Source organism: Arthrobacter sp. GW822-FHT05G07, from assembly GCF_058799755.1.
This window is the reverse complement of record NZ_JBXALT010000002.1, coordinates 336,028-358,698: the sequence shown is the minus strand read 5'-3', so window position 1 is coordinate 358,698 and position 22,671 is coordinate 336,028. Positions and strand designations below refer to the sequence as shown.

General features: G+C 59.6%; 25 protein-coding genes. 14 read left to right on the top strand and 11 right to left on the bottom strand.

Features of this window, described 5'->3' with window-relative positions:
- The first annotated feature begins 86 nt into the window (after positions 1-86).
- The 10 genes from AC1RJY_RS04470 to AC1RJY_RS04425 all read left to right on the top strand — a co-directional run bounded on the left by AC1RJY_RS04470 (position 87) and on the right by AC1RJY_RS04425 (position 12,397).
- Positions 87-1,550 (top strand): APC family permease, encoded by a 1,464-nt coding sequence (locus AC1RJY_RS04470; RefSeq protein WP_014921508.1) that lies wholly within the window; start codon positions 87-89, stop codon positions 1,548-1,550.
- Positions 1,551-1,592: 42 nt separating this feature from the next.
- On the top strand, positions 1,593-2,600 hold the full coding sequence (locus tag AC1RJY_RS04465) for a Gfo/Idh/MocA family oxidoreductase (protein WP_498601530.1): 1,008 nt from the start codon (positions 1,593-1,595) through the stop codon (positions 2,598-2,600).
- A 302-nt stretch (positions 2,601-2,902) separates the two neighbouring features.
- Positions 2,903-3,787, top strand: a complete 885-nt coding sequence (locus AC1RJY_RS04460; RefSeq protein WP_498601528.1) for an ATP-binding cassette domain-containing protein — start codon at positions 2,903-2,905, stop codon at positions 3,785-3,787.
- Positions 3,784-4,782, top strand: a complete 999-nt coding sequence (locus tag AC1RJY_RS04455; RefSeq protein ID WP_231745402.1) for an ABC transporter permease — start codon at positions 3,784-3,786, stop codon at positions 4,780-4,782. The genes AC1RJY_RS04460 and AC1RJY_RS04455 overlap by 4 nt, the downstream gene beginning before the upstream one ends.
- Positions 4,783-4,855: 73 nt before the next feature.
- A complete protein-coding gene (locus AC1RJY_RS04450; protein ID WP_498601526.1) occupies positions 4,856-5,824 on the top strand; it encodes a sugar ABC transporter substrate-binding protein in 969 nt (322 codons plus the stop codon).
- Positions 5,825-5,934: 110 nt separating this feature from the next.
- On the top strand, positions 5,935-8,883 hold the full coding sequence (locus tag AC1RJY_RS04445) for an FAD-binding and (Fe-S)-binding domain-containing protein (RefSeq protein ID WP_498601525.1): 2,949 nt from the start codon (positions 5,935-5,937) through the stop codon (positions 8,881-8,883).
- Positions 8,884-9,081 (top strand): hypothetical protein, encoded by a 198-nt coding sequence (locus AC1RJY_RS04440; RefSeq protein WP_498601524.1) that lies wholly within the window; start codon positions 8,884-8,886, stop codon positions 9,079-9,081. It abuts the gene before it with no gap.
- Positions 9,082-9,522: 441 nt separating this feature from the next.
- Complete coding sequence (locus AC1RJY_RS04435) at positions 9,523-10,146, top strand: carboxyltransferase domain-containing protein (RefSeq protein WP_498601523.1); 624 nt, start codon at positions 9,523-9,525, stop codon at positions 10,144-10,146.
- Between the two features lie 38 nt (positions 10,147-10,184).
- The gene (locus AC1RJY_RS04430; protein WP_498601522.1) at positions 10,185-10,886 is read left to right on the top strand and encodes a TetR/AcrR family transcriptional regulator; all 702 of its coding nucleotides are present in this window, start codon (positions 10,185-10,187) and stop codon (positions 10,884-10,886) included.
- Between the two features lie 47 nt (positions 10,887-10,933).
- Positions 10,934-12,397, top strand: a complete 1,464-nt coding sequence (locus tag AC1RJY_RS04425) for an APC family permease (RefSeq protein ID WP_498601520.1) — start codon at positions 10,934-10,936, stop codon at positions 12,395-12,397.
- 987 nt (positions 12,398-13,384) lie between these two features.
- On the opposite strand, the gene AC1RJY_RS04420 is transcribed toward AC1RJY_RS04425, so the two are convergent.
- The 9 genes from AC1RJY_RS04420 to AC1RJY_RS04380 form a co-directional block, all read right to left on the bottom strand.
- Positions 13,385-13,879 carry a GyrI-like domain-containing protein gene (locus AC1RJY_RS04420; RefSeq protein WP_498601518.1) on the bottom strand — a complete coding sequence of 165 codons (495 nt, stop codon included), beginning with the start codon at positions 13,877-13,879 and terminating at the stop codon, positions 13,385-13,387.
- A gap of 97 nt (positions 13,880-13,976) precedes the next feature.
- The gene (locus AC1RJY_RS04415) at positions 13,977-14,345 is read right to left on the bottom strand and encodes a DUF5655 domain-containing protein (protein WP_498601516.1); all 369 of its coding nucleotides are present in this window, start codon (positions 14,343-14,345) and stop codon (positions 13,977-13,979) included.
- A gap of 67 nt (positions 14,346-14,412) precedes the next feature.
- A complete protein-coding gene (locus AC1RJY_RS04410) occupies positions 14,413-14,745 on the bottom strand; it encodes an ABC transporter permease (protein WP_498601514.1) in 333 nt (110 codons plus the stop codon).
- A gap of 336 nt (positions 14,746-15,081) precedes the next feature.
- Positions 15,082-16,527 carry a DUF4389 domain-containing protein gene (locus AC1RJY_RS04405; protein ID WP_498601512.1) on the bottom strand — a complete coding sequence of 482 codons (1,446 nt, stop codon included), beginning with the start codon at positions 16,525-16,527 and terminating at the stop codon, positions 15,082-15,084.
- A 2-nt stretch (positions 16,528-16,529) separates the two neighbouring features.
- Complete coding sequence (locus tag AC1RJY_RS04400; RefSeq protein ID WP_014921629.1) at positions 16,530-16,823, bottom strand: hypothetical protein; 294 nt, start codon at positions 16,821-16,823, stop codon at positions 16,530-16,532.
- Positions 16,820-17,362 (bottom strand): ATP-binding cassette domain-containing protein, encoded by a 543-nt coding sequence (locus AC1RJY_RS04395; protein ID WP_498601511.1) that lies wholly within the window; start codon positions 17,360-17,362, stop codon positions 16,820-16,822. Before AC1RJY_RS04395 ends, AC1RJY_RS04400 begins: the two co-directional genes overlap by 4 nt.
- A gap of 1 nt (position 17,363) precedes the next feature.
- Positions 17,364-17,810 carry a universal stress protein gene (locus AC1RJY_RS04390; protein WP_014921631.1) on the bottom strand — a complete coding sequence of 149 codons (447 nt, stop codon included), beginning with the start codon at positions 17,808-17,810 and terminating at the stop codon, positions 17,364-17,366.
- Positions 17,810-18,277, bottom strand: coding sequence for a flavodoxin family protein (locus AC1RJY_RS04385; protein ID WP_210063982.1), 468 nt, complete (start codon positions 18,275-18,277; stop codon positions 17,810-17,812). Before AC1RJY_RS04385 ends, AC1RJY_RS04390 begins: the two co-directional genes overlap by 1 nt.
- Positions 18,274-18,603: a DUF3040 domain-containing protein gene (locus tag AC1RJY_RS04380; RefSeq protein WP_498601509.1), complete on the bottom strand. Its 330-nt coding sequence runs from the start codon at positions 18,601-18,603 to the stop codon at positions 18,274-18,276. The genes AC1RJY_RS04385 and AC1RJY_RS04380 overlap by 4 nt, the downstream gene beginning before the upstream one ends.
- Before the next feature lie 96 nt (positions 18,604-18,699).
- On the opposite strand from AC1RJY_RS04380, the gene AC1RJY_RS04375 reads away from it, so the two are divergent.
- Both AC1RJY_RS04375 and AC1RJY_RS04370 read left to right on the top strand, forming a co-directional pair.
- Positions 18,700-18,804, top strand: coding sequence for a PEP/pyruvate-binding domain-containing protein (locus AC1RJY_RS04375; RefSeq protein ID WP_498601685.1), 105 nt, complete (start codon positions 18,700-18,702; stop codon positions 18,802-18,804).
- 274 nt (positions 18,805-19,078) lie between these two features.
- Positions 19,079-19,336 (top strand): YegP family protein, encoded by a 258-nt coding sequence (locus AC1RJY_RS04370; RefSeq protein ID WP_071162415.1) that lies wholly within the window; start codon positions 19,079-19,081, stop codon positions 19,334-19,336.
- Between the two features lie 242 nt (positions 19,337-19,578).
- On the opposite strand, the gene AC1RJY_RS04365 is transcribed toward AC1RJY_RS04370, so the two are convergent.
- Positions 19,579-20,580, bottom strand: coding sequence for a zinc-dependent alcohol dehydrogenase family protein (locus AC1RJY_RS04365; RefSeq protein WP_498601684.1), 1,002 nt, complete (start codon positions 20,578-20,580; stop codon positions 19,579-19,581).
- 217 nt (positions 20,581-20,797) lie between these two features.
- Here AC1RJY_RS04365 and AC1RJY_RS04360 point away from each other — a divergent pair, with 217 nt between their 5' ends.
- Together AC1RJY_RS04360 and AC1RJY_RS04355 are read left to right on the top strand one after the other, a co-directional pair.
- Positions 20,798-21,244 carry a universal stress protein gene (locus AC1RJY_RS04360; protein WP_498601507.1) on the top strand — a complete coding sequence of 149 codons (447 nt, stop codon included), beginning with the start codon at positions 20,798-20,800 and terminating at the stop codon, positions 21,242-21,244.
- A gap of 2 nt (positions 21,245-21,246) precedes the next feature.
- Positions 21,247-21,690 (top strand): pyridoxamine 5'-phosphate oxidase family protein, encoded by a 444-nt coding sequence (locus AC1RJY_RS04355; RefSeq protein ID WP_498601505.1) that lies wholly within the window; start codon positions 21,247-21,249, stop codon positions 21,688-21,690.
- A gap of 82 nt (positions 21,691-21,772) precedes the next feature.
- Here AC1RJY_RS04355 and AC1RJY_RS04350 read toward each other — a convergent pair whose 3' ends face one another.
- Positions 21,773-22,636, bottom strand: a complete 864-nt coding sequence (locus AC1RJY_RS04350) for a universal stress protein (protein WP_498601503.1) — start codon at positions 22,634-22,636, stop codon at positions 21,773-21,775.
- Between the last annotated feature and the right edge of the window lie 35 nt (positions 22,637-22,671).

The following is a 22,671-nucleotide window of genomic DNA, read 5'->3' as shown; positions in this document are numbered from 1 at the left end:
GATCCCGTGTCCCAAGCTGGTACAGTGCTCCCACCATCCCCGTCGATAGTGTGATTCAGCATTCAAACTTTCGTGACGAGGATTACATGTCTAGCACAACAAGAGGTACGACGAAAACGCCGACCCAGACCCAGGACCATAAGCTCAGCGGCAATATGGGCGTAGGTGAGCTCGTGATGAACGTGCTCGCTTTCTCCTCCCCGCTGACGACAGTCGCGGGCACCCTGCCCGTGATGCTCCTCTTCAGTGGGCACACTGCTCCGGGCATCTACCTTCTGGTAACACTGATGCTCCTGATTTTCTCCGTGGGTTTTGTGAAGATGAGCCGCAGCGTGGAGGCGCCGGGAGGTTTCTACTCCTTCGTCACGGCAGGCCTGGGCAAACCCGCCGGCCTTGGAGGAGCGTTGCTTGCCCTCTTCGGATATGTGTTTATTGGGTTCTTCGCTCCGTCCCTCTTCGCCCTGACACTTCAGAGCTTTGTGGTCAATACGCTTAATGGTCCTGACATCCCGTGGTACTGGTACGGTCTGGGCATCATTGCCGTCACCACACTGCTCGCCTACAACCGCATTGATCTCTCCGCCAAGGTCTTGACGGTGGTCATGCTGCTGGAATCGGCAGTAGTTATCGTCTTTGACATCGCAGCCTTTGCGGCGGGTTCAGGCGAAGTTGTCCAGGGAATCGGCTTCTCCATGCCGTGGATAACAGATGCCGGCCTGGGTTTGGCACTGCTGTTCGCCGTCGGAAACTTCTTCGGGTTTGAAGCGACGGTCATTTACAGGGATGAAGTCAAGAACCCGGACCGCACCATTCCCAGGGCCACCTACATTGCGGTAGTAGGAATCGGTCTGTTCTATGCTGTCGCCGCCTGGGCTTACACGACCTTCATTGGAGCAGACAAAGTTCAGGACGAGGCCGCCGCTAATACAGTTAACCTCTTCAACGACGGCGCCACTGCTCTGGTCGGCAAGATCTTTGCGGATGTGGCGGTGGTATTGCTGATCACCTCGATCCTGGCTTCGATGCTCTCCATCCAAAATATTGCCGCGAGGTACAGCTTCTCGCTGGCAGCCGATGGGGCGCTACCGTCCGTGCTGAGCCGGGTCCATCCCCGGCACAAGTCACCTTACGTGTCAGCCCTGGCAGTGGGCCTGGTGTGGGCCCTGGCCACGGTGGTCTTCACCTTGGTGGGCGTTGCCCCGGAGCTGCTGTATCCCATCGCAAGCGGCAGCGGAACCTTTGCTGTTCTCCTGTTGATGTTCATCACGAGCTTTGCTGTCCTTGTGTACTTTGTACGGCGGCGCCGCATCGCCCCTGAGTCGGTGTGGAAAACGATTGTCGCACCGATCATCAGCGTCATCTTCCTTGGCGTGATCACCTACCTTGCGATCACTAACTACCCCGAGCTCATCGGGGGATCGGCCGTGATGACGGCGATCTTCATGACTTTCACTTTCGCCTTGTTCTTCGGCGGGATCGGGTACGCGTACTACCTGCGGTCACAACGCCCTGATGTGTACCGGCGACTGGGCCGGCAAAGAGTCGACTAAAAAACCAATCTCACCTGATCTTCAACTGTCTGGAGTTTTGCAATGACGCAACAAATCAGAGTTGGCCTCTTCGGCACGGGAAGAATAGGCCAAGTCCATGCCATGAGTGTGGCCACCTTGGATGAAGCCACCTTGTCCTGGGTCTGTGACCCTTTCGTCGAGGGTGCCAAGCAAACAGCCGCGGAGTTCGGGGGGCGCGTCAGCGATGACCCTCACGAGGTCTTCGCGTCAGGGGAGGTTGACGCTGTCATCGTAGCCTCGCCCACGAAGACCCACCTCGACCTTCTGGAGATGGCGGTAGACGCCAACATCCCGGTGCTCTGCGAGAAGCCGATAGATCTGGACATAGGCCGTGTGGATGCCCTGCGTGCAAAAGCAGCGTCGGCGGGCGTGCCTATTGCCTTGGGCTTCAATAAGCGCTTTGACAGGCACTTTGTGGAGCTCAGGAGACGGGTGGGCGCCAATGAAATTGGGGCATTGGAGCAGCTGGTCATTACCAGTAGGGATCCATCGGAACCACCGGCTGCCTATTTGCCTCAATCGGGAGGAATCTTCCGGGACATGACCATCCATGACCTGGATATGGCGCGCTACTTCATCCCTGACATCGTTGAGGTGTCCGCGAGGGGTGCGAACGTTTTCAGCGATGGCATCCGTGAGGCAAACGACTTCGACTCCACCGTAGTCACCCTCCGGGGTTCCAAGGACGAACTCGTAACAGTCCTGAACTCGCGTCACTCGGCGTACGGTTACGACCAGCGAATTGAGGCTTTCGGAGCAACAGGGCTCCTGCACGTGGGCAACAAAAGCGACAGCCTCGTGCGGCACTGGGGAAGCCGGTCCGTCGAATCCGCGGGCCCCTACCAAGACTTCTTCTTGGAGCGATATGCGGAGGCCTACCGGCTGGAAGTTGCCGAATTCCTCCGCGCCGTCCGTGGCCTGCCATCGAGAAGCCCGGGATTTGAGGACGGCCGGGCTGCTCTCATCCTTGCTGATGCCGCGGAGGAGTCGGCCCGGACCGGTGCTGCCGTGGCTGTGAGCCTCAACTAACGGCACACTTAGAGGCCGCCTGCCTGGGCCGTTGATGTTTCGCAACAACATTTACGGCCCAGAGCAGGCTTCTTTCTTTGCTGGTTGAAACGATTCATAATCGGTGTTCCAAAGTGGTACACATGCTGAATTCGGGGATCCGTCAGAGTTCAGGTAAGTGAAACAGTGTGGTGAAGGTCACGCAGCTTCGGGATGTATTTGCAACTACCCGGAGCCAGCAGGGTCAAACAATGTTGATTGATCAGCCGCCACCAAAGGTGTTTCACCGGTTCATTTACATGGCCCTATCGAACGAGGATGAGATGACCGACGTACCACCGGCGACCCCTCCACTGGTCGCCCTCAACGACATACACAAAACATTCGGGGCGGTGTCCGCATTACGCGGCGTCAGCATCGATGTCCAACCCGGCGAAACCTTTGCTCTGCTTGGCGATAATGCCGCCGGCAAGTCCACGCTGATGAAAGTACTCACTGGCGTGTATCAACCCGATCAGGGTTCCATTGAGCTTGACGGAAAGACCACGGAGTTCCCCACGCCATCCGCCTCCCGCGACCAAGGGGTGGAGATGGTTTACCAGGACTTTGCCCTGGCAGACAACCTGGATGTTCGCTCCAATATCTTCCTGGGGCGGGAGCCGCAAAAGAATGTCCTTGGCCCCTTGTTGCGGATTATCGACCGCAAAAAGATGGAGCTTGAAACCAAACGGGTGCTTGAACGCCTGGACATACCCATCAATCCTCGGCTCAAGGTCAAGCGGTTATCCGGTGGTCAACGTCAAGCCGTCGCCATAGGCAGAGCGCTGGCATTTGACGCCCGACTCATCATCATGGACGAGCCGACAGCGAACTTGTCGGTGGCCAAGGTGGACAAGCTCATTGAGGTGACTCAACGCCTCAAGGATCTGGGCATTGCCGTCATCATCATCACACACCGATTGGACGAGGCCTTCGCCGTGGCTGACCGCTTTGCGGTCATGCGCCAGGGCCAAGTGGTGGGGCGGTTCCGCGTCGGGGATGTTTCAGAAGCCCAGGTGGCCCACTTGATCTCCCACGGCACCTTGGATGACTACGTCGACGACGGTGCCGGCATCCCCAAAAAGCGCCGCAAAATCGGGAGCACCTCATCGATGGAAGTCGTCGATGTGATGGCAACTCCAGCCACTACGAACGGGAGTCCCTCATGAGTCTCACAATGGAACGCGTCAAAACAAAGCTGGGTCCTGCGGACCTTAAAGAAGGTATGACAGCTACCAAGGTCAAGCGCTTCATCGGTGATTACGGGATCATCATACTTTTTGTGGTCATCCTCGTCTTTCTTGCCGCCGTAGCTCCGAACTTCCTGACCCTCAACAACATCGTCAATGTGGTTAGACAGTCGTCCATCATCGGACTGATCGCCCTCGGGATGACCTTCATCATGATTACCGCCGGCATCGACCTTTCTGTTGGTTCGATTGTGGGTTTGGCGGGTATGACCTTCGCATTGCTGGCCCCGGCAAGCGGTGGAGCCTTTTGGTTGCCGTTGGTTGCGGGTCTCGCGGTAGGCCTTCTGGTTGGATTCCTGAGTGCAGCGTTGGTGGTCTGGGGAGCCATCCTGCCGTTCTTGGCAACACTGGCAACCATGGCCATTGCCCGCACGGCAGTCCTGGTCATGACGGACGGCCAGGTTGTTTCCGGGCTCAGTGGACCTGCTGAATGGCTCGGCTCGGGCTTCATAGGCCCGGTTCCCGTCCCGGTCATCATCTTCTTGATCGCGGCCATAATCTGCGAGTTTGTGCTCAGCCGGACAAAATTTGGTTCGCACGTTTATGCCGTGGGCGGCAATGAAGAGTCTGCCAAGAAGGTTGGCATCTCCACCGGCCGTGTGCTGTTCACCGTGTACCTCATTGGTGGTGTGACAGCCGCGCTGGGTGGTTTAGTCCTCACTGCGCGTTTGGATGGCGCGGCCCCGGTGGCCGGCACTGGCTATGAACTCCAGGTGATTGCCGCCGTCGTCATTGGAGGAACGAGTCTCTTCGGTGGCGTCGGCACCATCCGCGGAACGGTCATCGGCGTTCTCCTGCTGGGTGTGGTGATGAATGGCATGAACCTGATGGGGGTCTCGTCGTACTTCCAGCAAGGCGTCCAGGGCATCATCCTGGTGCTCGCCGTGCTGTTGAACCGTTGGAAGTCGGACTGACCGCAACACCCGCACCAAGCAACAGAAAAATCTCCCTCAGCACAGACAGAAAAACCACCGAAAGGAACACACCATGGGAATGCGACGGAGTATCGCTGCGGCGGTCGCAATGATGGCAGCAGGTGCGCTCACGCTGACCGGCTGTGCCGGCAGCAGTAACGCAACCAGCAGTGGCGGGACAGGCAAGACCTACAACATTGGCGTTGTGGTCCTTGACCTCCAAGACCCGGATCTGGCCCACATGACGGACGCCATGAAAAAGACGGCTGATGAAAAGGGTGTCAAGCTCAACATCACCGACTCCAAGAAGGACGTAGGCAGTGAACTGAACCAGGTTGAGGACCTCCTAACCCGCCAGGTTGACGCCGTGATTATGCAACCGTTGGATGGGGACGCCAGCCAGAACGCCGCAAAGCGCGTTATCGCCGCCAACATCCCGCTGTTTATCCTGTCCACCGAGTTCGCCGAAGGCTCAGACGTTGGGTACAAGAGCTACATCGGCGTCGATGACACAGTGGCCGGTGAAATGCAGGCCGATTATTTGAACAAGGCGCTGCCGGAAGGTGGCAACATCGTGTTCGCCGCCGGTGTCTACGGAGCCTCTTGGACGGATCGCCGAAAGAACGGCTTCGACAGCAAGATCAACAAGAACTTCAAGATCGTGGCGGAATTCCAAGCCAAGGGAAGCCGTGACGATGCCAAGCGCAACATGGAGGACACCCTTCAGCGCTTTGGCGCCGGCCAGATTGATGCGGTCGTGGCAAACAATGACGAGATGGCCATCGGTGCAGCCTCTGCCATTGCTGACGCTGGACGGACGGCGGAGTTCAAGGCAGTAGTCGGCGTCGATGGTACCGAACCAGCCATGCAGGACATCAAAGCCGGGACAATGTCGGCTACAGTCCGGCAGGACTCCGCTGGACAGGGTGTTAAAGCAGTTGAAGTGGTTACTGACTTCCTCAACGGCCGGAATGTCGAGAATCGCTACACCCTGCCCTTCACCCTCATTACCAAGGACAACCTCTCTGAGTTCTTGAAGTAGGACAATCCATCAATCAAACGGGCACGGCGGTTTTCTCCGCCGTGCCCGTTCCGTTTTGGCACACCTCCGCACATGCCGCGGCTGCCTACACTTCAGGCGGACCACTACGAATGGAGAATGCGACCATGCCCCATGGTGACGATCGCGACGCGAACATCAGTCAGCTACTCGCCAGACTGGAGCATCACGGGATTGAGGTGGACGACTCCCAGCGAAGACGATCCGAGTACTCCTACGACGCATCCAACTACCGCGTGCGCCCGGCCGCTGTCGCCTTTCCTGGGAACATCGAGGACGTACGCACCGTCTTGCGCGTCTGTTCGGCGCTGGAGGTCCCGACGACCACACGCGGCGGCGGGACCTCGATGGCAGGCAACGCTATAGGCGACGGTTTAGTGATCGATCTTTCCCGCCATATGACCTCGGTAGGAACCCTTGAGGCCGGGCAGAGGACTGTATGGGCCGATGCGGGGGTGGTCCTGGGAGAGCTGCGTACGCAGATTGAAACCATCACCTCTGGGGTGCTGACGTTCGCCCCGGACCCTTCGTCCTTATCGCGGGCCACAATCGGTGGTTCCATTGGTAACGACGCCTGCGGAAACCACTCTGTAGCTTACGGTCGCATGACCCATCACGTGCAGGAATTGGAGTTGGTGACCGCAGACGGCGCGTACCTTCGGGCCGGCCGTGATTTCCTGCACGCAGTCGACCACAACGACATCCATTCCATTGCCCGGGCCCGTGAGTTGTTCGAAGGCCTGAAGTCGCTGGCTGCCGCGAACTTGTCGCCCCTCCGCGTGGAGCTGCAGACCATCCCGCGGCAGGTCTCCGGTTACCACGTGGGACACCTGTTGCCGGAACACGGTTTCAATGTTGCCAGTGCGCTCGCGGGCAGCGAAGGGACCTGTGCTGTTATTGTGCGTGCCAAGGTGAAACTGGTGCCGAAGCCCCGCGCCACCGCGCTGCTATGTCTGGGCTACCTCGACACCATTGATTCTGCCCGCGATGTCATGACCATATTGTCCGCCAAACCGAGCGCGATCGAGGGTTTGGACGTTTCTATCGTGGACATCATGCGTCACCGTCGGGGACCGGCAAGCGTGGAATCACTGCCGGACGGCAATGCCTTCCTTATGGTCGAGTTTTCAGATGACACCCTTCATCAGGCCGCCGCTTCCTGTGAAGACCTCGTGGAGAAGCTTCGGGCCGAGGGCCGTGTTGTCGACTACTCGGTGGTCACAGAACCCCTGGCGCGAGCCGCGATGTGGCGGGTCCGCGAAGACGGGGCAGGGCTCTCCTCGCGACGGATTGACGGAATTCAAACATGGCCCGGTTGGGAAGATTCTGCCGTTGCTCCCGAACGACTCGCTGACTATTTGGCGGACCTGCTTCCCTTGGTGAAAAAGTACGGCTACACAGCATTCATGTACGGCCACTTCGGTGCGGGGTGTGTCCACATGCGTTTGGATTATGATCTGCGCAGTGAGGCCGGGCGTCGCAATTTTACTGATTTCACCCGTGAAGCTGCCCAGCTGGTGGTGGCCCATGGAGGCTCGCTGTCAGGGGAACACGGTGACGGGCGGGCGAGAAGCGAACTGTTGTCGGTGATGTATTCCAAGGAGATGATTGGCATCTTCAAAGCGTTCAAAGAGCTGTGGGACCCGGCGGGGATTCTCAACCCTGGGGTCATCGTGGACCCCGTTCCGTTCACTGCCTCGCTGGCCTTGGAAGGCGTGGCCAAAGCCGGCCCCACGCACAGTGAACTGACGACGTCGCCGACTGCCGCCGTCGTGCCGTCCTCTGACCGTGAGCTGCTTCCGGTGGTGAGTCCGTTCGTGGGGAACACCCATGCCTGCATAGGCGTGGGTAGGTGCCGCTCCACCACCGGGGGTTTCATGTGTCCCAGCTACCGCGCCACCAAGGATGAGAAGGACTCCACTCGTGGCCGCGCACGGGTGTTGCAGGAGCTGACCAGGGTTCAAGGGAGCAGTAAGGACGGCTGGAAGAGCGCGGAAGTCCGGGAAGCGCTGGATCTTTGCCTGTCCTGCAAGGCATGCTCCGCAGACTGTCCCACGGGAGTGGACATCGCTGAGGCCAAGTCGGAGCTCGTGGATGAGTATTACCGCGGGCGTATCCGACCCTTCACGCACTATTCGATTGGTTGGCTGCCTCGGTGGCTCCCGTGGTTGACCCGCGTAGCGGCTCTGGCGAATAGGGGGACCTCCTTCCGGCCCTTCAGGACGGTGGGGGAGTGGTTGGGCATTAGTGCTCGACGGCGGTTGCCGGCTTTCGCGGCGAACGGCCGGATCCGAAAGCGGGTACGGGAAGCCCGGTTCGAGGACAACGCAGACGTCCTGCTGTTTATCGACAGCTTCACCCGCGCTTTCAGGCCGGAGGTTATTCCGGCAGCGGCCCGGGTTCTTCGCGACTCCGGTAGCACTGTGGGGTGTACGCCGGACGCCTGTTGCGGCTTGACCTGGATCTCCACAGGGCAACGTGATGGGGCCCGCCGGCGGCTGGCCCGGTTGGTCAGCCGGCTCGACGATGGCACGGACAGGGATATCGTCGTACTCGAACCCAGTTGTGCGGCCGCTATCCGCGATGAAGGTCCAAAAATGGTAGGCGGGCCGGCCGCTGCCCGAGTGGCGGCTAGGGTACGGTCGTTTTCTGTAGCAGTGGATGAGGCCATCAAACGCGGCTGGAAGCCCACGGCTCCTGCACCGGAAACAGCAGTACTGCAGACTCACTGCCACGAGCACGCCGTGTTCGGCTCGGGCGCCCAGAAACGCGTCCTTGAGGCCTGGGGAGTTCCACGAGTGGTGGAATCCTCGTCCTGCTGTGGCGTGGCTGGAAACTTCGGATTTGAGGCCGAGCATTTCGATATGTCCATGAACGTTGCTGAGCACTCTGTCATACCCGCCCTCGCGAAGGGCGAGGCTGATGCCCTTGTTCTCACCGACGGATTTAGTTGTGCCATGCAGGTCTCACAGGTTGATGCCGGGCGTTCAAGTGCACACCTGGCCGTGGCGCTGGATCCCAAACCCAGCGAGTCACAGTAGATGGAGTACGTCGGCATATTTCTGATCCTTATCGCTGCCGGACTGCGGGTGATCGGCGATCATATGGCGAACTCGGCCCAACAACCACGAACCACGGCAAGCATGCGTGGCATCCCCAGCGTTCCACCACGAGCCGCGGCCTTTCTGCTGGCTGTGGCCGGGATCTTCATCTTTGTCACGAGCATCAGTTCGCGGTGAGTGTCCCCATCCAGGGCAGTGTCTCAAACTGACACGGTCGCCTTAGTGCTCAAAGGCTGATTCTGGAAGAGACCAATAAACACGACTAGTTTGAGGGTTGATCCCGATGATGAACAGGAAGCTCGCACAAGGACGGCACGTGGAGTGGCTCCGATCTTCGGCCCACTGCGGCCAAGCCGATTTGGGTGAACGCAGCGACTATCAGCCAAAGCGATCCGCCAGGCTTATTCATCGTCTCCTGCAGGACGTCACGGAAGGCCGAGAGATCGGCGACGCCACGCCCTGGCCTTCTCCCGGGTCCTAGCCCTTTTTTAAGCCGCGGTCCGTAGCGATTGTTCCTGGCACTGTGCTCAAGCGCTACGGACCGCTTTTCCCCCCCCATTGCAGGAGACAGATTTGTCCATTCCGGGCCCCGCCGTCCTCGCAAGTGAGCCTGGCAAGGTGTTGGTTGAACTCCCACAGCCTGACTTCCGGGGTCCCCGCGCAACCGCATTCATCGAAGCTTTGCAATCTTTCGAGCCGTTAGGCATTACACGGTGCCGACGCCTACGGGATGGCGTCATCGTGAATTACGACGTCGGCGCCTTGGAGGTGCACGAGTTACGGGCACTTCTGTTGGCCGCATCCTCCAAGGTCAAGTACATGGAGGGGGACTTTTCTCCGTCAACGCATATCTTGCCAGTGACGTTCGGCGGTTCGTTCGGACCGGACTTATCCATGGCCTCTGTGCTGCTCGACTCTGCCGAGCGAACCCTCATTCGACGGATGTGCCGTTCCCGGCATACTGTCAGGTCATTTGCTGGGCCAGGTGCCTCCGTCTTCTGCGAAGTGCCGTGGTCGAAAGACTGGCTCCGAGCCCAGCCGGACTTGTCTGTAAGAGAAGTGCCGAGAGGGTCCCTCACACTTTCAGCGCAGGGAGTGACCGTTACGAGCCGCCGAGGCTACACAAATGAGCTTGTGGTGGGCAGGGTCCGAGACGCCTTTCTTGACGTTCCGGCGGAGATACGGATGGGGGATTCAGTGTGGCTGAGATTAGGCAAAAGGTGCCTACCTAACGATAGTTAGCTACATCGGATCCAGCCGGACAACGTTGTGAGGATGATATGGACCCTACGCCCCGCGAGCAAGCAAATGCTGCAGTCAGGAAGTTCCTGTCCGGTCATGACTGGTCAACCCAGACGCCCACCCGACAGCGAATACTCCTGGCTTTCCTGCACTTGGCGGCCGTCAAAGGCGTCAACGCCGTGACCATGAGGACCATGGGTCGCGAACTCGACATGAAAGCGCCCAGCTTGTACTCGAGCTTCCCTCGCGGCAAGGACGAAATCGTTGCCGAGTCGCTCCGCTGGTTCACCCATGGATTCGCCAGAGATCTCCTTGAGGCTGTCGAATCGACAAACACGCCGGAGGATTACTGGGCCGCGCTGGTCCGTGTCCATCTTGCACAACAGCTCCAGCGACCGGAAGCCGATCTTTGGGACCTGCTGATAGCCACTGACAGGGCGGCCCGCTTCTTGAGCGACGACGCCCGTGCTGAGGCCAACCAATGGCTGCGCCTGCACGAGGATATGTTTTCGGCTGCTGCCCGGGAGATGGGGTATCGCTTCAGGGCGCAAACCGTCCGAGTGATTCTCGCGCTCCTCGACGGCGCCGGCCGATGGGTCGACTGGAGCGACAGTGACCAGGATTTCGCGGCTCTGTTGGATCGCGCCGTAGCTCTAACTCTTTCGATTCTTGAGATCGATACTCAAAGGCGCTCCACGGATAGGGCATTGTCCCAAGCTGGCACAACGTCGCTCCGCTGAGCGCCGATACTGTGATTCGAAACTCAGATATTAGTGACAGGGATTACATGAATAACGTAACGCTGGAATCATCAAGGACGACGGTTCGAACCCAAGAGACCAGGCTCAACGGCAACATGGGCGTGGGCGAACTCGTGATGAACGTACTGGCGTTCTCCTCGCCTCTGGCCACCGTTGCCGGAACACTGCCTGTGTTGTTGATGTTCAGTGGACAAACAGCCCCTGCCATCTACATTCTTGTCACTTTCATGTTGCTGATCTTCTCGGTCGGCTTCGTCAAAATGAGCCAGAGTGTACGAGGCCCCGGAGGCTTCTATTCCTTTGTCACCGCAGGTCTGGGCAAACCCGCCGGCCTCGGAGGAGCCTTTCTCGCCCTTTTCGGTTACATCTTCATCGGGTTTTTTGCGCCCTCGTTCTTCGGTGTAACGCTGCAGGGTTTTGTGGTCGAAACGCTGAACGGACCGGACATACCTTGGTACTGGTATGCGCTGGGTATTACTGCTGCCACCACAATTCTCGCCTACAACAAGATCGACTTGTCCGCGAAGTTGCTGACGCTAGTGATGCTTCTCGAAGTGGCAGTTGTTGTCGTCTTCGACGTCGCGTCGTTTTCGGCCAATGGACTGGAGGTCGTCTCGTCCGTGGGGTTTGCCCTTCCTTCATTTTCAGACGCAACCTTGGGTTTAGCGCTCCTGTTCGCCGTAGGTAACTTCTTCGGATTCGAAGCCACCGTCATCTATCGCGACGAGGTCAAGAATCCTGACAAGACCATTTCAAGGGCCACATATATTGCCGTTGTGGGAATCGGGCTGTTCTACGCTGTGGCGTCCTGGGCCTTCATTGCATTCCTTGGACCTGAAAATGTCCAGGCCGCGGCCGAAACCAATACGGTGAACCTCTTTAGCGATGCAGTCGCTGCTCTGGCGGGCAAGATCTTCGCGGACGTTGCCATGATCTTGCTCATCACCTCAGTTTTGGCTTGCATGCTCTCGATCCAAAACATTGCTGCCAGATACAGCTTCTCGCTCGCCGCTGACCATGCGCTTCCAGCAATCCTTGGGCGGGTGCATCCCCGCCACAAATCCCCGTACGTTTCCGCTCTGGCCATCGGCCTCATATGGGCAGTTGCCACCGTCGTCTTCACTTTTCTGGGCGTTGCACCCGACGCCTTGTATCCCATCGCCAGTGGGAGTGGAACTTTCGCCGTCCTCCTGCTCATGTTCATCACCAGTTTCGCAGTGCTCGTGTACTTCGTTCGCCGACGCAGTTTCGCGCCAGAATCGGTCTGGAAGACCATCATTGCGCCGCTCGTCAGCGTGGCGTTCCTGGGCATTATCACCTATCTGGCTGTTGCCAACTACCCGGAACTCATAGGTGGCTCGGCAGTCATGACTGTCATTTTCATGAGCTTCACCTTCGCACTCTTCATCGGCGGAATCGCTTACGCGCTCATCCTCAGGTCCAAACGGCCCGAGATCTATGCGCGGCTTGGGCGGCAGCAGATCGACTGAACCATTTTGCGGGAGTATCGGCGAGTCACGCGATACTCCGGCGTTCCCGAAGCTTCGCCTTCTGCGAAACATCTACCCCGCCGAACTAACTTCGTGGCCGGTGGCCACCCCAGAGCACCCTGGAGGACTCATGAATAGCTATTACCCACTCGCACTTCTCCTGGCGCGGCAGGAAGCTGCACAAAGCGCTCTTGAAACCGCGCACAGCGCCCTGCCCGGCGCACCTGTCGTAGTCGAACGCCAGAGGCCGCATTCACTCCGGTGGGCCGCGTTGCGCGGGCATGTAGCTACGTTTCTCCACCGCCTGGCCTGGGCGATTGAGCCGGGTGAGCGCGGAACGCCGAACTCGGGATCATGACATATCTACCCCTCTCGCGGAATCAGAGCGCTTGAGCGGAGCGCCCACCGAGTCGTTCTTTCGACTGCTCAGTGTCGTGCATGGGGCGGTTCCACTTGTACAGCCTGTCGGGACGGATTTTGTTCCCAGTTCTCGCGGCTGGTGTGGTGTGGACAATGTCCACACTTTCCACCCCGGACTGGCCCGTACAACCCCCGGACTGGCCCGGATTCCTTATGTTTCCGCCACTTCCCAGTGTTCCCAAGGCCCTGAATCCCGTTCGAGTCCCACCTCGGGCACGGCATACCCCCTCGTCAGAGGGGCCTTTTGCTTTAACATGCTGACAGGAGCCTTTGATGTGGTGCCGGCCGTTGCCTGGCCACCGGTTGGCCTGTTTAGTTATGGGCAGGGTCGCGGCTGGTGGCCCCTCCACCTGCTCTGAGCTGGGGTTATGTGTTCCTCTCTTTGGTTCGGTAGGTCCTCGTTGGCCTACACCGCTTAATGGGTAGGAGGACTGAGCGCAACATGACTTCGGGAGCCTGCGTCAAAGATCCTGGCGTGGCGTCTTTTTTTGGAGCGATGAGGCCTTGGCTGGTGGACGCTTTGTCAGGCCAAAGGGGGCGTGGACGTTGTCCACACTTAAATCTTCTTTATAGTGAGGTGAGTCCGCGCTGTTCAGATGACGGGCCAAACAGCCCGGGTCTCCCACTTGGCGGGTCCGGCTCTTTTTCCGGGTCGCTCAAATGGAACTCCCACATGGTGTTTGAGGGCGTCATCCCTTCTGCGCTCATTCGCTCAAGGACGAGCGCGTACGTCCGTTCCAAAGTGTCGTAAGGTCCCTTGTGCACAGCTTCGAGGGCGTCCGACGCCGGAAGCAGGCCACTGGTAACCTCTCCAGAAGCGGAAAAATCAGGCGTCACGGGAAAGCCCGCCTCTAATTCGACGGTGTCGGTTGGCATCCCGTGGTACATGGCGAACGGCGGGCCGGTAGGGCTGGCATTCTGCGCCTGCGTAGCGGCCATGACTGCCCCGAAGGCACGGCCGAAGAAATCCGTGAGATTCGCCATGGGGACACGCTCGCGGACCACTGCAGTGGGCTGGTCGGCGGTACGAATCACTGTGGGTTGCTGGTCAAGGATGCTCATGTTTCAAGACTTCCCTGAACGGGTTGCTGACAGTAGGGGCGACTCTAAACGGGGGAAGAGGCTGTAAATGCGCCGGCGGCCCCCGGAGGCAATTCACCTATGCCGCCTCAAAGGCCTCCCTGATCCATTGACTCACTTCGGCATCAACCATGCTGGGATCGTTGAGTTCCAGGTGATGCATCCACACGGAAGGAGCGGGGTGAACGATTTCTTTGTACCTGGGGGAGTCGAGTTCGAAAGGCAAAGCCAATGACAACACGGCCGGCACCCTCGAATGAACGTACTGTCCCGGCCGCCACAAGTAGGCGAAGCCACGGTGCCGGCGTAGGGCGATCTGGCTCTTCGAGACGTGGATGTGTATATCGCCGAGGCCACTGGCGATGGCAAGGACCGCCTCGCAGATGGCAAGACCTTGAGGAGATCCGGCAAAGAAGGCAACCGCGTCCGGGGGTAAATCTGTGGTCATAGCGCCCTTTGGAGGCTGCGCCGCAGGAGCCACGCCCCGCATAAAAGGAGAAACGCGGCCATCGCTGTCAGGACGCCCAAACAAGGCAGAATGTCAGTGAAGGCAGCATCCCGACGTTGGATGGCGGCCAAGGGTCATAGGCCCAGCGATGGGGAGTGAGCCACGAAAACGACTGCAGCGGTTCGGCGAAGAACTCCGGTGGCACCATGCAGCCTCCCAGGCCAGCCAATACGAGACCGGCACCTATTCCGATACCTGTTGCCGCGCCGTCGTGATCCAAGAGCGAGCCGACAATAATGGCACCTGCTGCGGCCACGGCGCTGAAGGCCACCAGCACCAGTGCGGTGAGCCAGATGTTGCCCCGATCGACGCCGAAGAGCAGGGCCGTGCCAACCAGCATGTACGCACCTTGGACTGATACGATCCCGAACCTTCCTACTGCCTGTCCGATGCCACCGCGACCAACGCTTGCACGGTCAGAAGCATCACTCGAATCATCATTCCTCCTAAATGATGGTGTGTCGAAAATGTTTGTCAGCAGCCACTGCCACGGAAGCAACTACACCGACACGCCGACGTCGTCGTTAGCGCTCCTCGAACCCCCTGCGGCTCCGCTGCGATCAACAGTTTCAGCCCCGCGGCGAGCACCGCCATGGCTGCCAAACCACGACGGCGACCGCTCGCCGTCGTGCGCTTCTTCGCGACGTCAAGGCTACTGCTGTTGTGTGGCCCTCGGTCACGGCAGGCCGGCCCTTCCGTCAGCGTTCGTGGGCTGCAGTGGTTCGGGATCGAACGCACCCTGGTCAAGGCGGAACGGCGGATATTCGTCGCGGAGGAGGGCGCCGTAGATGAGCACGCGGTAGACCCATCGGTTGATGCCCATGATGAAGGCGAACAGGGGGCGCGGATAGCTGCCGGTGAACAACAGGATTATCAGGGCGATGAGGACCAGCAGACCCAGCAAGGACAGTCCTCCGCCGCGATCGTTGATCACGCCGGCGGGTCCGTCCTGGGTTCTCCAAGCCCACGTCGCCGTCCCCGTGAATGCTGCCACGATCAACAAGTGCGGTATGAGCAGTAACCAGGACTTTACAAGAACCAGGCCCCGCGACAGGCGCGGCGGATAATCCACCTCAACGTTCGCCGGATAGTCCGTGCGGGAGAGACTGAACGGCGGATATTGATCGGTCCCGCCCACGCCGTAAGCGTAGAAGGCCACGCGCCAGTTCCATCGGAGGACGCCCACATTGAAATGGAAGAGGGACAGCGGGTAGCGGCCCGTGAAGAGGATGGCGAACCAGGCGATGATGCTGGTGACAGCGAACGCGAACCAGAGAAACAACAGCACGAAGAAATGGGGGATGGCGAGGAACCATTTCACCAGCCACATCCAGGGCGACAGAGCGGGGTCCAGTTGGCCGGTGAAATGAAGCGGTGAACTCATGGCCCTTGCCGGTGCGGGGCCTTGTGCTGCCGCGGATGTCGAAGGGGGCTGCCCGGGCGATCCTCCGGCACGGCCCAGACCTACGGCGCCCAGCACCAGCAGAGGCACGCCGATAAGGATGGCCAGCACGCCGGCGAACAGCAGGCCCATTGCGGCGGGCTTGATGAGGTCTGAACGGAAACCGGCTTGCAGATCTGCGGAGACCCCGCCGGTGGCGTCAGCGTTCATCACCACAACCGTCCAATTGCCGGGGGCGATGTTCCACGTGAGCTCCTGCTCACCAGGGCCGGAGGCTGATGCTGCCCAGAACTGCTGGGTCCCGGGCGCTGCGGGGGGCGATGATCCTGGAACATCCCTGTAGACAGGCCGGAAGGGTTGGAATTTCACTTCACGCAGCTCGGTGTGATGTACGCCGGCGAGGTACCCGTCCATCTCGTTTTGGGGTGCAATGCCGATGAAAACTTCACGGCCGGCCTCCGTCGCAGTGGCCCGGAGCCTGAGGGTTCCGACGTCGAAGGGAAGCCTTTCGGGGGTGCCCTCGCCCACAGCATCGAGTTGGGGGGAGACCAATGCGCGGGACGAAACCGTGTACCGCTCTGTTGGGGAGGTGAAGAAGGCTCCGTCGTCTTGGGAAGAGGCTAGCCATGCCGCTGCCGCACCCGCCGCTGCCATAGTGACGCCGAGCAAGGAAAGAACTATGCCCACAACAAGAAGGACGATATGACCTGGCTTTTTCATGGCTAGAGTTCTTTTCGGTTGAAGATCAGGGAAGCAACCCCGAGGGCTGCGGCAGCGGCAATCGTGGCTGCGATCCCGGGTACGCCTGCCGGCCCGAAGGTCGCGATGGTGACGAACCACGTGGTGAGGGTCCCCAAGGCAAACACGACCGTGATTAACATGGCGTGCATGGATGGCTTGATGATGATGGTGAAAAGGACGATTTGTGAGAGGTTCTTTTTCCACTGCCCCCAGATCCGCCACGTCCGGAAGATTTTCTGGCCTTCCTTGGACGTCAGGACTGAGAAAGTGCTCACTGGTTCCCCTTTCCGACAAGCTCCAGGAAGACCTCTTCATGACCCGATTCAGCGTTTTCCATGCGAATGAGACCCGTATCCTGCCGGCTGATCGGGAGGGGGATTTCCCGCTGCGCGGTTGCTGTATTCGAGACCCGGACTTCTTCGCCTCGCGGTCGGGACTGGACTGATATCGCCCAGTTCTGTTGTCCGAGGACTCCGGCAAGGGCTTCCGCACCCTCGCACGCGGGGTGATCCGGTAAGTAGCTTATGCCGTCACGGATCGACGGCGTGCTCGTCGTCGCGTCTTCGCCGAGAAGCCGCAATGAACCCGAACTCGCCCGGGAAAGTCCGCTCATGACACGGAGCAATGTGGTTTCGCCAGCCCCGTTCAACCTTAGGAAACCGAAGACGGAACCCGCGGGCACCCTCAGGTTCATGGCGTTGAGCGCATGATAGTTCCCGTAAGTCTTGATCAGCGCTACCGCCTCGATTACAGCAGGCGCGCCGGCCGCCGGTCGCCCTGGAGCTGAGGGGACGGACATCTGCCCGGTGGTCATCTCATTGACCCTTTTCGGGGGAGTGGACCACCAGAACCGGGCAGTGCGCGTGCGCGACGCAGGCCGAACTGACCGAACCAAGGAGGAGTCCGCCAAATCCACCGTGACCGCGCCGGCCTACTACAAGTAGTGACGCATGTTTGCTGCCTTCAACAAGCCCTGCCCGGGGCGAACGTTGAACGAGGCGGGAACTGACGTTCCTGGGCTTGTCAGTACCGAAAGCCTCGGCCACTGCCTTGTCGAGTCGCTCCTCGGCATCATGGGCAAAGCCGTCTACACCCATGGCCAGGTATCCCTCATATCCCAGTGGCATCTCCCAGCACCCCCACGCTTCAAGTGGTGCGTCGAGCGCCATGGCAATGCGCTGTCCTTGCCGAAGTGCCTCCACCGATGCTTCGGATCCGTCCACGCCGACAATGATCTTGCTCGGATCAAGCCACCCGGCCATCACGCACTCCTCCGGGTTCCATAGGCTTTGGCATTTGCCAGGAGTTCTTCAGCCCACGCAGCTGCGCGGGAGGTCTCTCCGTCAAGCAGGGGGCCCTCGGTTCCTTTCACGTAGAAAGCCATGGGTTTGGCAACAATGCTGGCTCCGGCGTCTTTCAAGGTTTTCGTGATCTTCTTGGCCGCATCACCGTGGATGAACAACTTGACCCTTGTATCAAAGCCGGCAGCAACCACTCCGGACAGCCCACGGCTGCCGAGGCGGGACAGGGCCTCCATTGTCTTCTGTGTGGGACGCCAACCATTGATGGGGCTTCCCACCACCAGCAGGTCACCGACGGAGATATCTTCGGATCGGAGTTGTCCGACGGGCAACACTTTCGCGTTGAGCGAGCTGAGGCCCTGTGCAATGGCCTCAGCGATCGACTTCGTGTTGCCAAAGCCGGAATCATAAACGACGAGTGCTTTCATGACTGTTCCTTCTTGTTCTCGTGGGCGTTTGTCCGGGAACGCGGCTTCCCGCGAAGAGGGCGGTCACCTATAAAAACGGTTGCCAAGTACGTTCCTCCGCCCATGATGAGGAAACCCAGCACACCCAGTGCCAGACTGCCCAACGGGAAACTCACCAGCAGCAATCCGAGCCCGGCAAGAGCAGCGAGGCCGCCTCGCTTTATGCCCTTCCAGCGGCGCCGATTCAGATCGTCGAAGCTCATCAGTGCTGCCAGCCTGGGGTCCTCCTCCAGGAGCGCCTGTGAAATCTTCTCCAGTTCGAGCCGTTCGAACTCCGAAAGAGCCATGGTGTGCCTCCTGCCTTCCCTCCTAGCATGTGTGGTGCCGGAATCAGGAAACAGGGCCGAAAGTCACTAAGCATTGCCGGGCAATAGGAGGCATTCCTGAACGTTTCGGGCGAGAACGCGCGCCTGGACGCTTGCCGGCATAGCTTTGCATCGCCTTTCACTGATCGCGCTATCAGCTACCGGTGCACCCGCGGCTCTTGACAGGGTTTCTTGCCACCCGCTGGGGGTTGGATGCGGTCGATCTCGCGCTTGAGCATAAGTGGGGCATCATGCTCTGCCTGAACGGCACCGACATCACCGATGTGCCCCTGGCATCGGCTTTGGGGAATCTGTTGACCGTTCTTCCGGAGGCTCGCTTTAAGGAAGCAGAAGCGGGACTTCCGGCCCTTACGACGGATTCTGTTTGCGGGCATGCTCATGGAAGGCATGGGGGATCGATGATGCCGTGATCAGCAAGTGCAGAAGGGGCGGGCCCATGAACGGGATCTTTGAGCTTTTTACGGACGGCCAGGCCAATGTCCGGTTCCGGCTGGTGGACTCCGAGGGGCGGGAACTCGCAGTCTCGTGCTCATACGTAGACAAGGACTCCGCGGTGCAGGGCATCTCCCATGTCCGTGAGTGTGCAGGGATGGGCTTGGTCCAGGACCATTGTTCGCCTATGACGCCAGCCGACACGAAACCTGCAGGCAGCCGGGTTCCTGCGAATGGGCGGATGAGCAGGGCTGCCGAATGAAGATCCAACACATTTCTGAGAATCCGGATCCGGTCGGACGTCAACGCCCCTCTGAGGCGGTTGAGCCAGCGACGGGCAATCAGGGCCGGCAAACGCAACGCGGAAGGGTCCGTTCAATCCCACAGAATCCGTTGGTTCAGCAGTTGTTCCGGCTGGGAAAACGCCGCGAGGACGCGGAAGCGAAGCTTGAGAAACGGTTCGCTAAAAGAAAGAAGACCTAAAGCCCAGAGCACGCTGACCCGTCATGAAATCCTCAACACAGCAGCTCCAGTGATTCTGTCATTCGCGAGGTCGTCCAATGCCTGGTCAGCTGCTGCGAAGGCATATGCCGTGGTGGTGGGAATCAATGGCATGTCCGCTGCGAGGGCAAGCAATTCCGTTCCGTCACCCCTCGTGTTGGCGGTGACGCTGCGGACTTGCTTCTCGTAGAAGAGCTCGTCGGCATAGCTCATCGAGGGGATGTCGGAGAGATGGATGCCGGCAACCGCCAGAGTTCCGCCCCTGTCCAACGCTCTCATCGCGATTGGAACCAGGTCACCGACCGGTGCGAAGAGAATGGCTGAGTCCAGCTTCACGGGGGGAGCGTCGAATGCACCGCCGACGTATTCTGCCCCCAGGTTTCGGGCCAAAACCTGTGCCTCCTCCGATCGTGTCATGACGAAGACCGACGCGCCTGAATGGATTGCGATTTGCGCGGTCAGGTGGGCTGAGCCTCCGAACCCGTAGATGCCCAAGCGGCCGCCGGGGGGAAGTGCAGCCCGCTTCAGGGCGCGGTAGCCAATTATTCCGGAGCAAAGGAGCGGCGCCGCCTCCTCATCGCTGAATTGGGGAGGAATGGCGTAGGCAAAGTCCTCTCTGACTGTCATCATTTCCGCAAAGCCGCCGTCACGGTCCCAGCCCGTGAAAACCGGTCTGCTGCACAGGTTTTCGGCGCCGCGCTGACAATAGCGGCAAGTACCGCATGTGCTGCCGAGCCATGCGACACCCACCCTGTCGCCGGCTTCAAACCTACCCGTGCCAGCGCCTGATTCCACGACGATTCCCACAGCTTCATGACCTGGAACAATCCGGGTATGGCGTGGAGGGAGGTCACCTTCAGCCAGATGCAGGTCCGTGCGGCAGACTCCACACACGTTGACTTTGACCAGCAATTCGCCCTTGTCAGGTATCGGCACGTGCTTGGTCCCTTGCTCTAGCGGATGAGTCGAAGTGCTTCCTGGCCTTCCCACCCACCACGCCTTCATCATGTTTGCCATGCAATGAGCGTGATGGAGATGTGATCCGGCAGCAAGAGTCAAAGGTCCTGCAGGAAAGGGGGTGGGAAGCCTGCTCATCTCAAACGAGGTTCGGTCCGAAGGCAACGGACACCGGGGTCTCCACTGTGACCTTCGGCCCTGTTCGATGCTGTCTGTTCACGGCATTCTGACAGGAAGGAAAGTCACAAGCGCCAGGAGGACAAAGATGAGCAAGGACGGATCACCAGGGAAGATTGTTGTAGGGGTGGATGGTTCGGAGCCGTCCATCGAGGCGCTCCGCGAAGCCCAACATTTGGCAGTCGCCTTGGGGGCAACAGTGGAGGCGATTGCGTACTGGGATTTTCCGCCGGTCTATGAGGGCTATGTGGCCGTGGGGATTACGGGATTTGAGGAGGCTGCAGGGCAAGTCCTGAAGGAGTCAGTCGAAAAGGCCTTCGGGATTGACGTGCCGGACAACGTCATTTCCCATCTGGAACAAGGCCATCCTCGGCAAGGACTGATCAAAGCCAGCCGCGGAGCAGGGATGGTAGTGGTGGGCAGGCGTGGCCACGGCGGATTCGGCGGTCTATTGATGGGATCGGTCAGCTCGGCCTGCGTCGCACACGCCCATTGCCCCGTTCTTGTAGTGCACACCCCCGAAAAGGAAGCATGAAAATGAGTGTGCCCAGCCAAGAACCTGCACGCATCGATGGTGCCCGACACGTCAGCGAAGAACTCAGTGAGGTGCAATGCTGGGAGAGGCTGCGTGAGCACGACACAGGTCGGATTGGATTCGTCCACCATGGCAGGGTGATGATTTTGCCTGTCAACTACCTGGTTCACGATCATGCCATCTACTTCCGCACCTCCCTCGGAGGTTTGATTGGTGCGCCGGTGGCCCGCATGCAGACATCTTTCCAGATCGACGATGCCAGGGCTGATCGAAGCGAAGGGTGGTCGGTGCTGGTCAGCGGGTCCTCGTCCCATGTTGTTGACCGGGAGTCACTCACCCGCCTCTGGGGTCACATGACGGCAGAACCGTGGGCCGGTGGGGACAGAAGCCTCTTCATCTGCATCCAGCCCACCATCATGACAGGCAAGCACGTTTACCTCGCCTAGTCGGCAAGCAGAAAATGCGGGCTTGCCGGGAGAACCGGTGAGCCCGCACTTTCATACCCAGCCAAGGGTACAGCCGTTGCTTTCAGTCGGAGTGCTTGACCGGGCTGATCCGCGTGATAATCGTTGGACAGGGCAATTTGGTGAGAACCGCGTGCGCTGTCGAGCCCAGCAGCAGGCGTTTGAAGCTGCCCCGTCCGCGGCTGCCGACCACCAGCAATTGTGCAGTGGCCCCGGCCGCGAGCAGTGCTTCGGCGGCCCGTGTGTGGGTATCGAGGACCTGGTGCACTACCAAATCCGGGTACTTATCTGCTAAGCCAGCAACAGTCTCGGCCAAGACCACCCGTTCTTCTTCCGTGATGACCTCGAAGTAGTTGGTGTGGGGTACATTGCGGGTTACCCATGGTTCTGGTGTGAGGAAGGCATGGAGGACAGTCAGCTCTTGGCCCTGGCGGTCGGCCTCTGCCGCGGCAAAAGCGACGGCCTGCGTGGACTCTTCGGAACCATCCACGCCCACCACAATCCCTTTGCGGTTTGTCATGTCGTGCTCACCGATGACTGCTACGGGACAACGCGCAACGGCTGCAATCTGTAAAGCCCGATCGGTCAGGGAACCGCCAGCCCAACCATGGCCGGAACCAATGACTACCATGGCGGCCTTTTTCGACCTCCTGCCCAATGCGTAGCCGGCTCCACCGGAGACAAGGTCGGTGGTGACATTGACGGTGGGCTCTATTTTGGCAGCCCGGTCCTTCGCAGCCGCAAGAAAGTTGACGCCGGACTCCCGGATCCACTCGTTATAGCCCACAGAATCGTACGCCCAGCGGTCATCCACGGCATGGACAAGCTGTACCGGCAGCTTCAAAGTGGCGGCTCTATGCATGGCCCATCCCATGGCAGCCTCGCTGCTGGGTGAATCGTTGACACCGACGACAATTGCTTCATTCATGGCTGGGCCCGTTCTTCGTTGATGGGTTCCCCGGA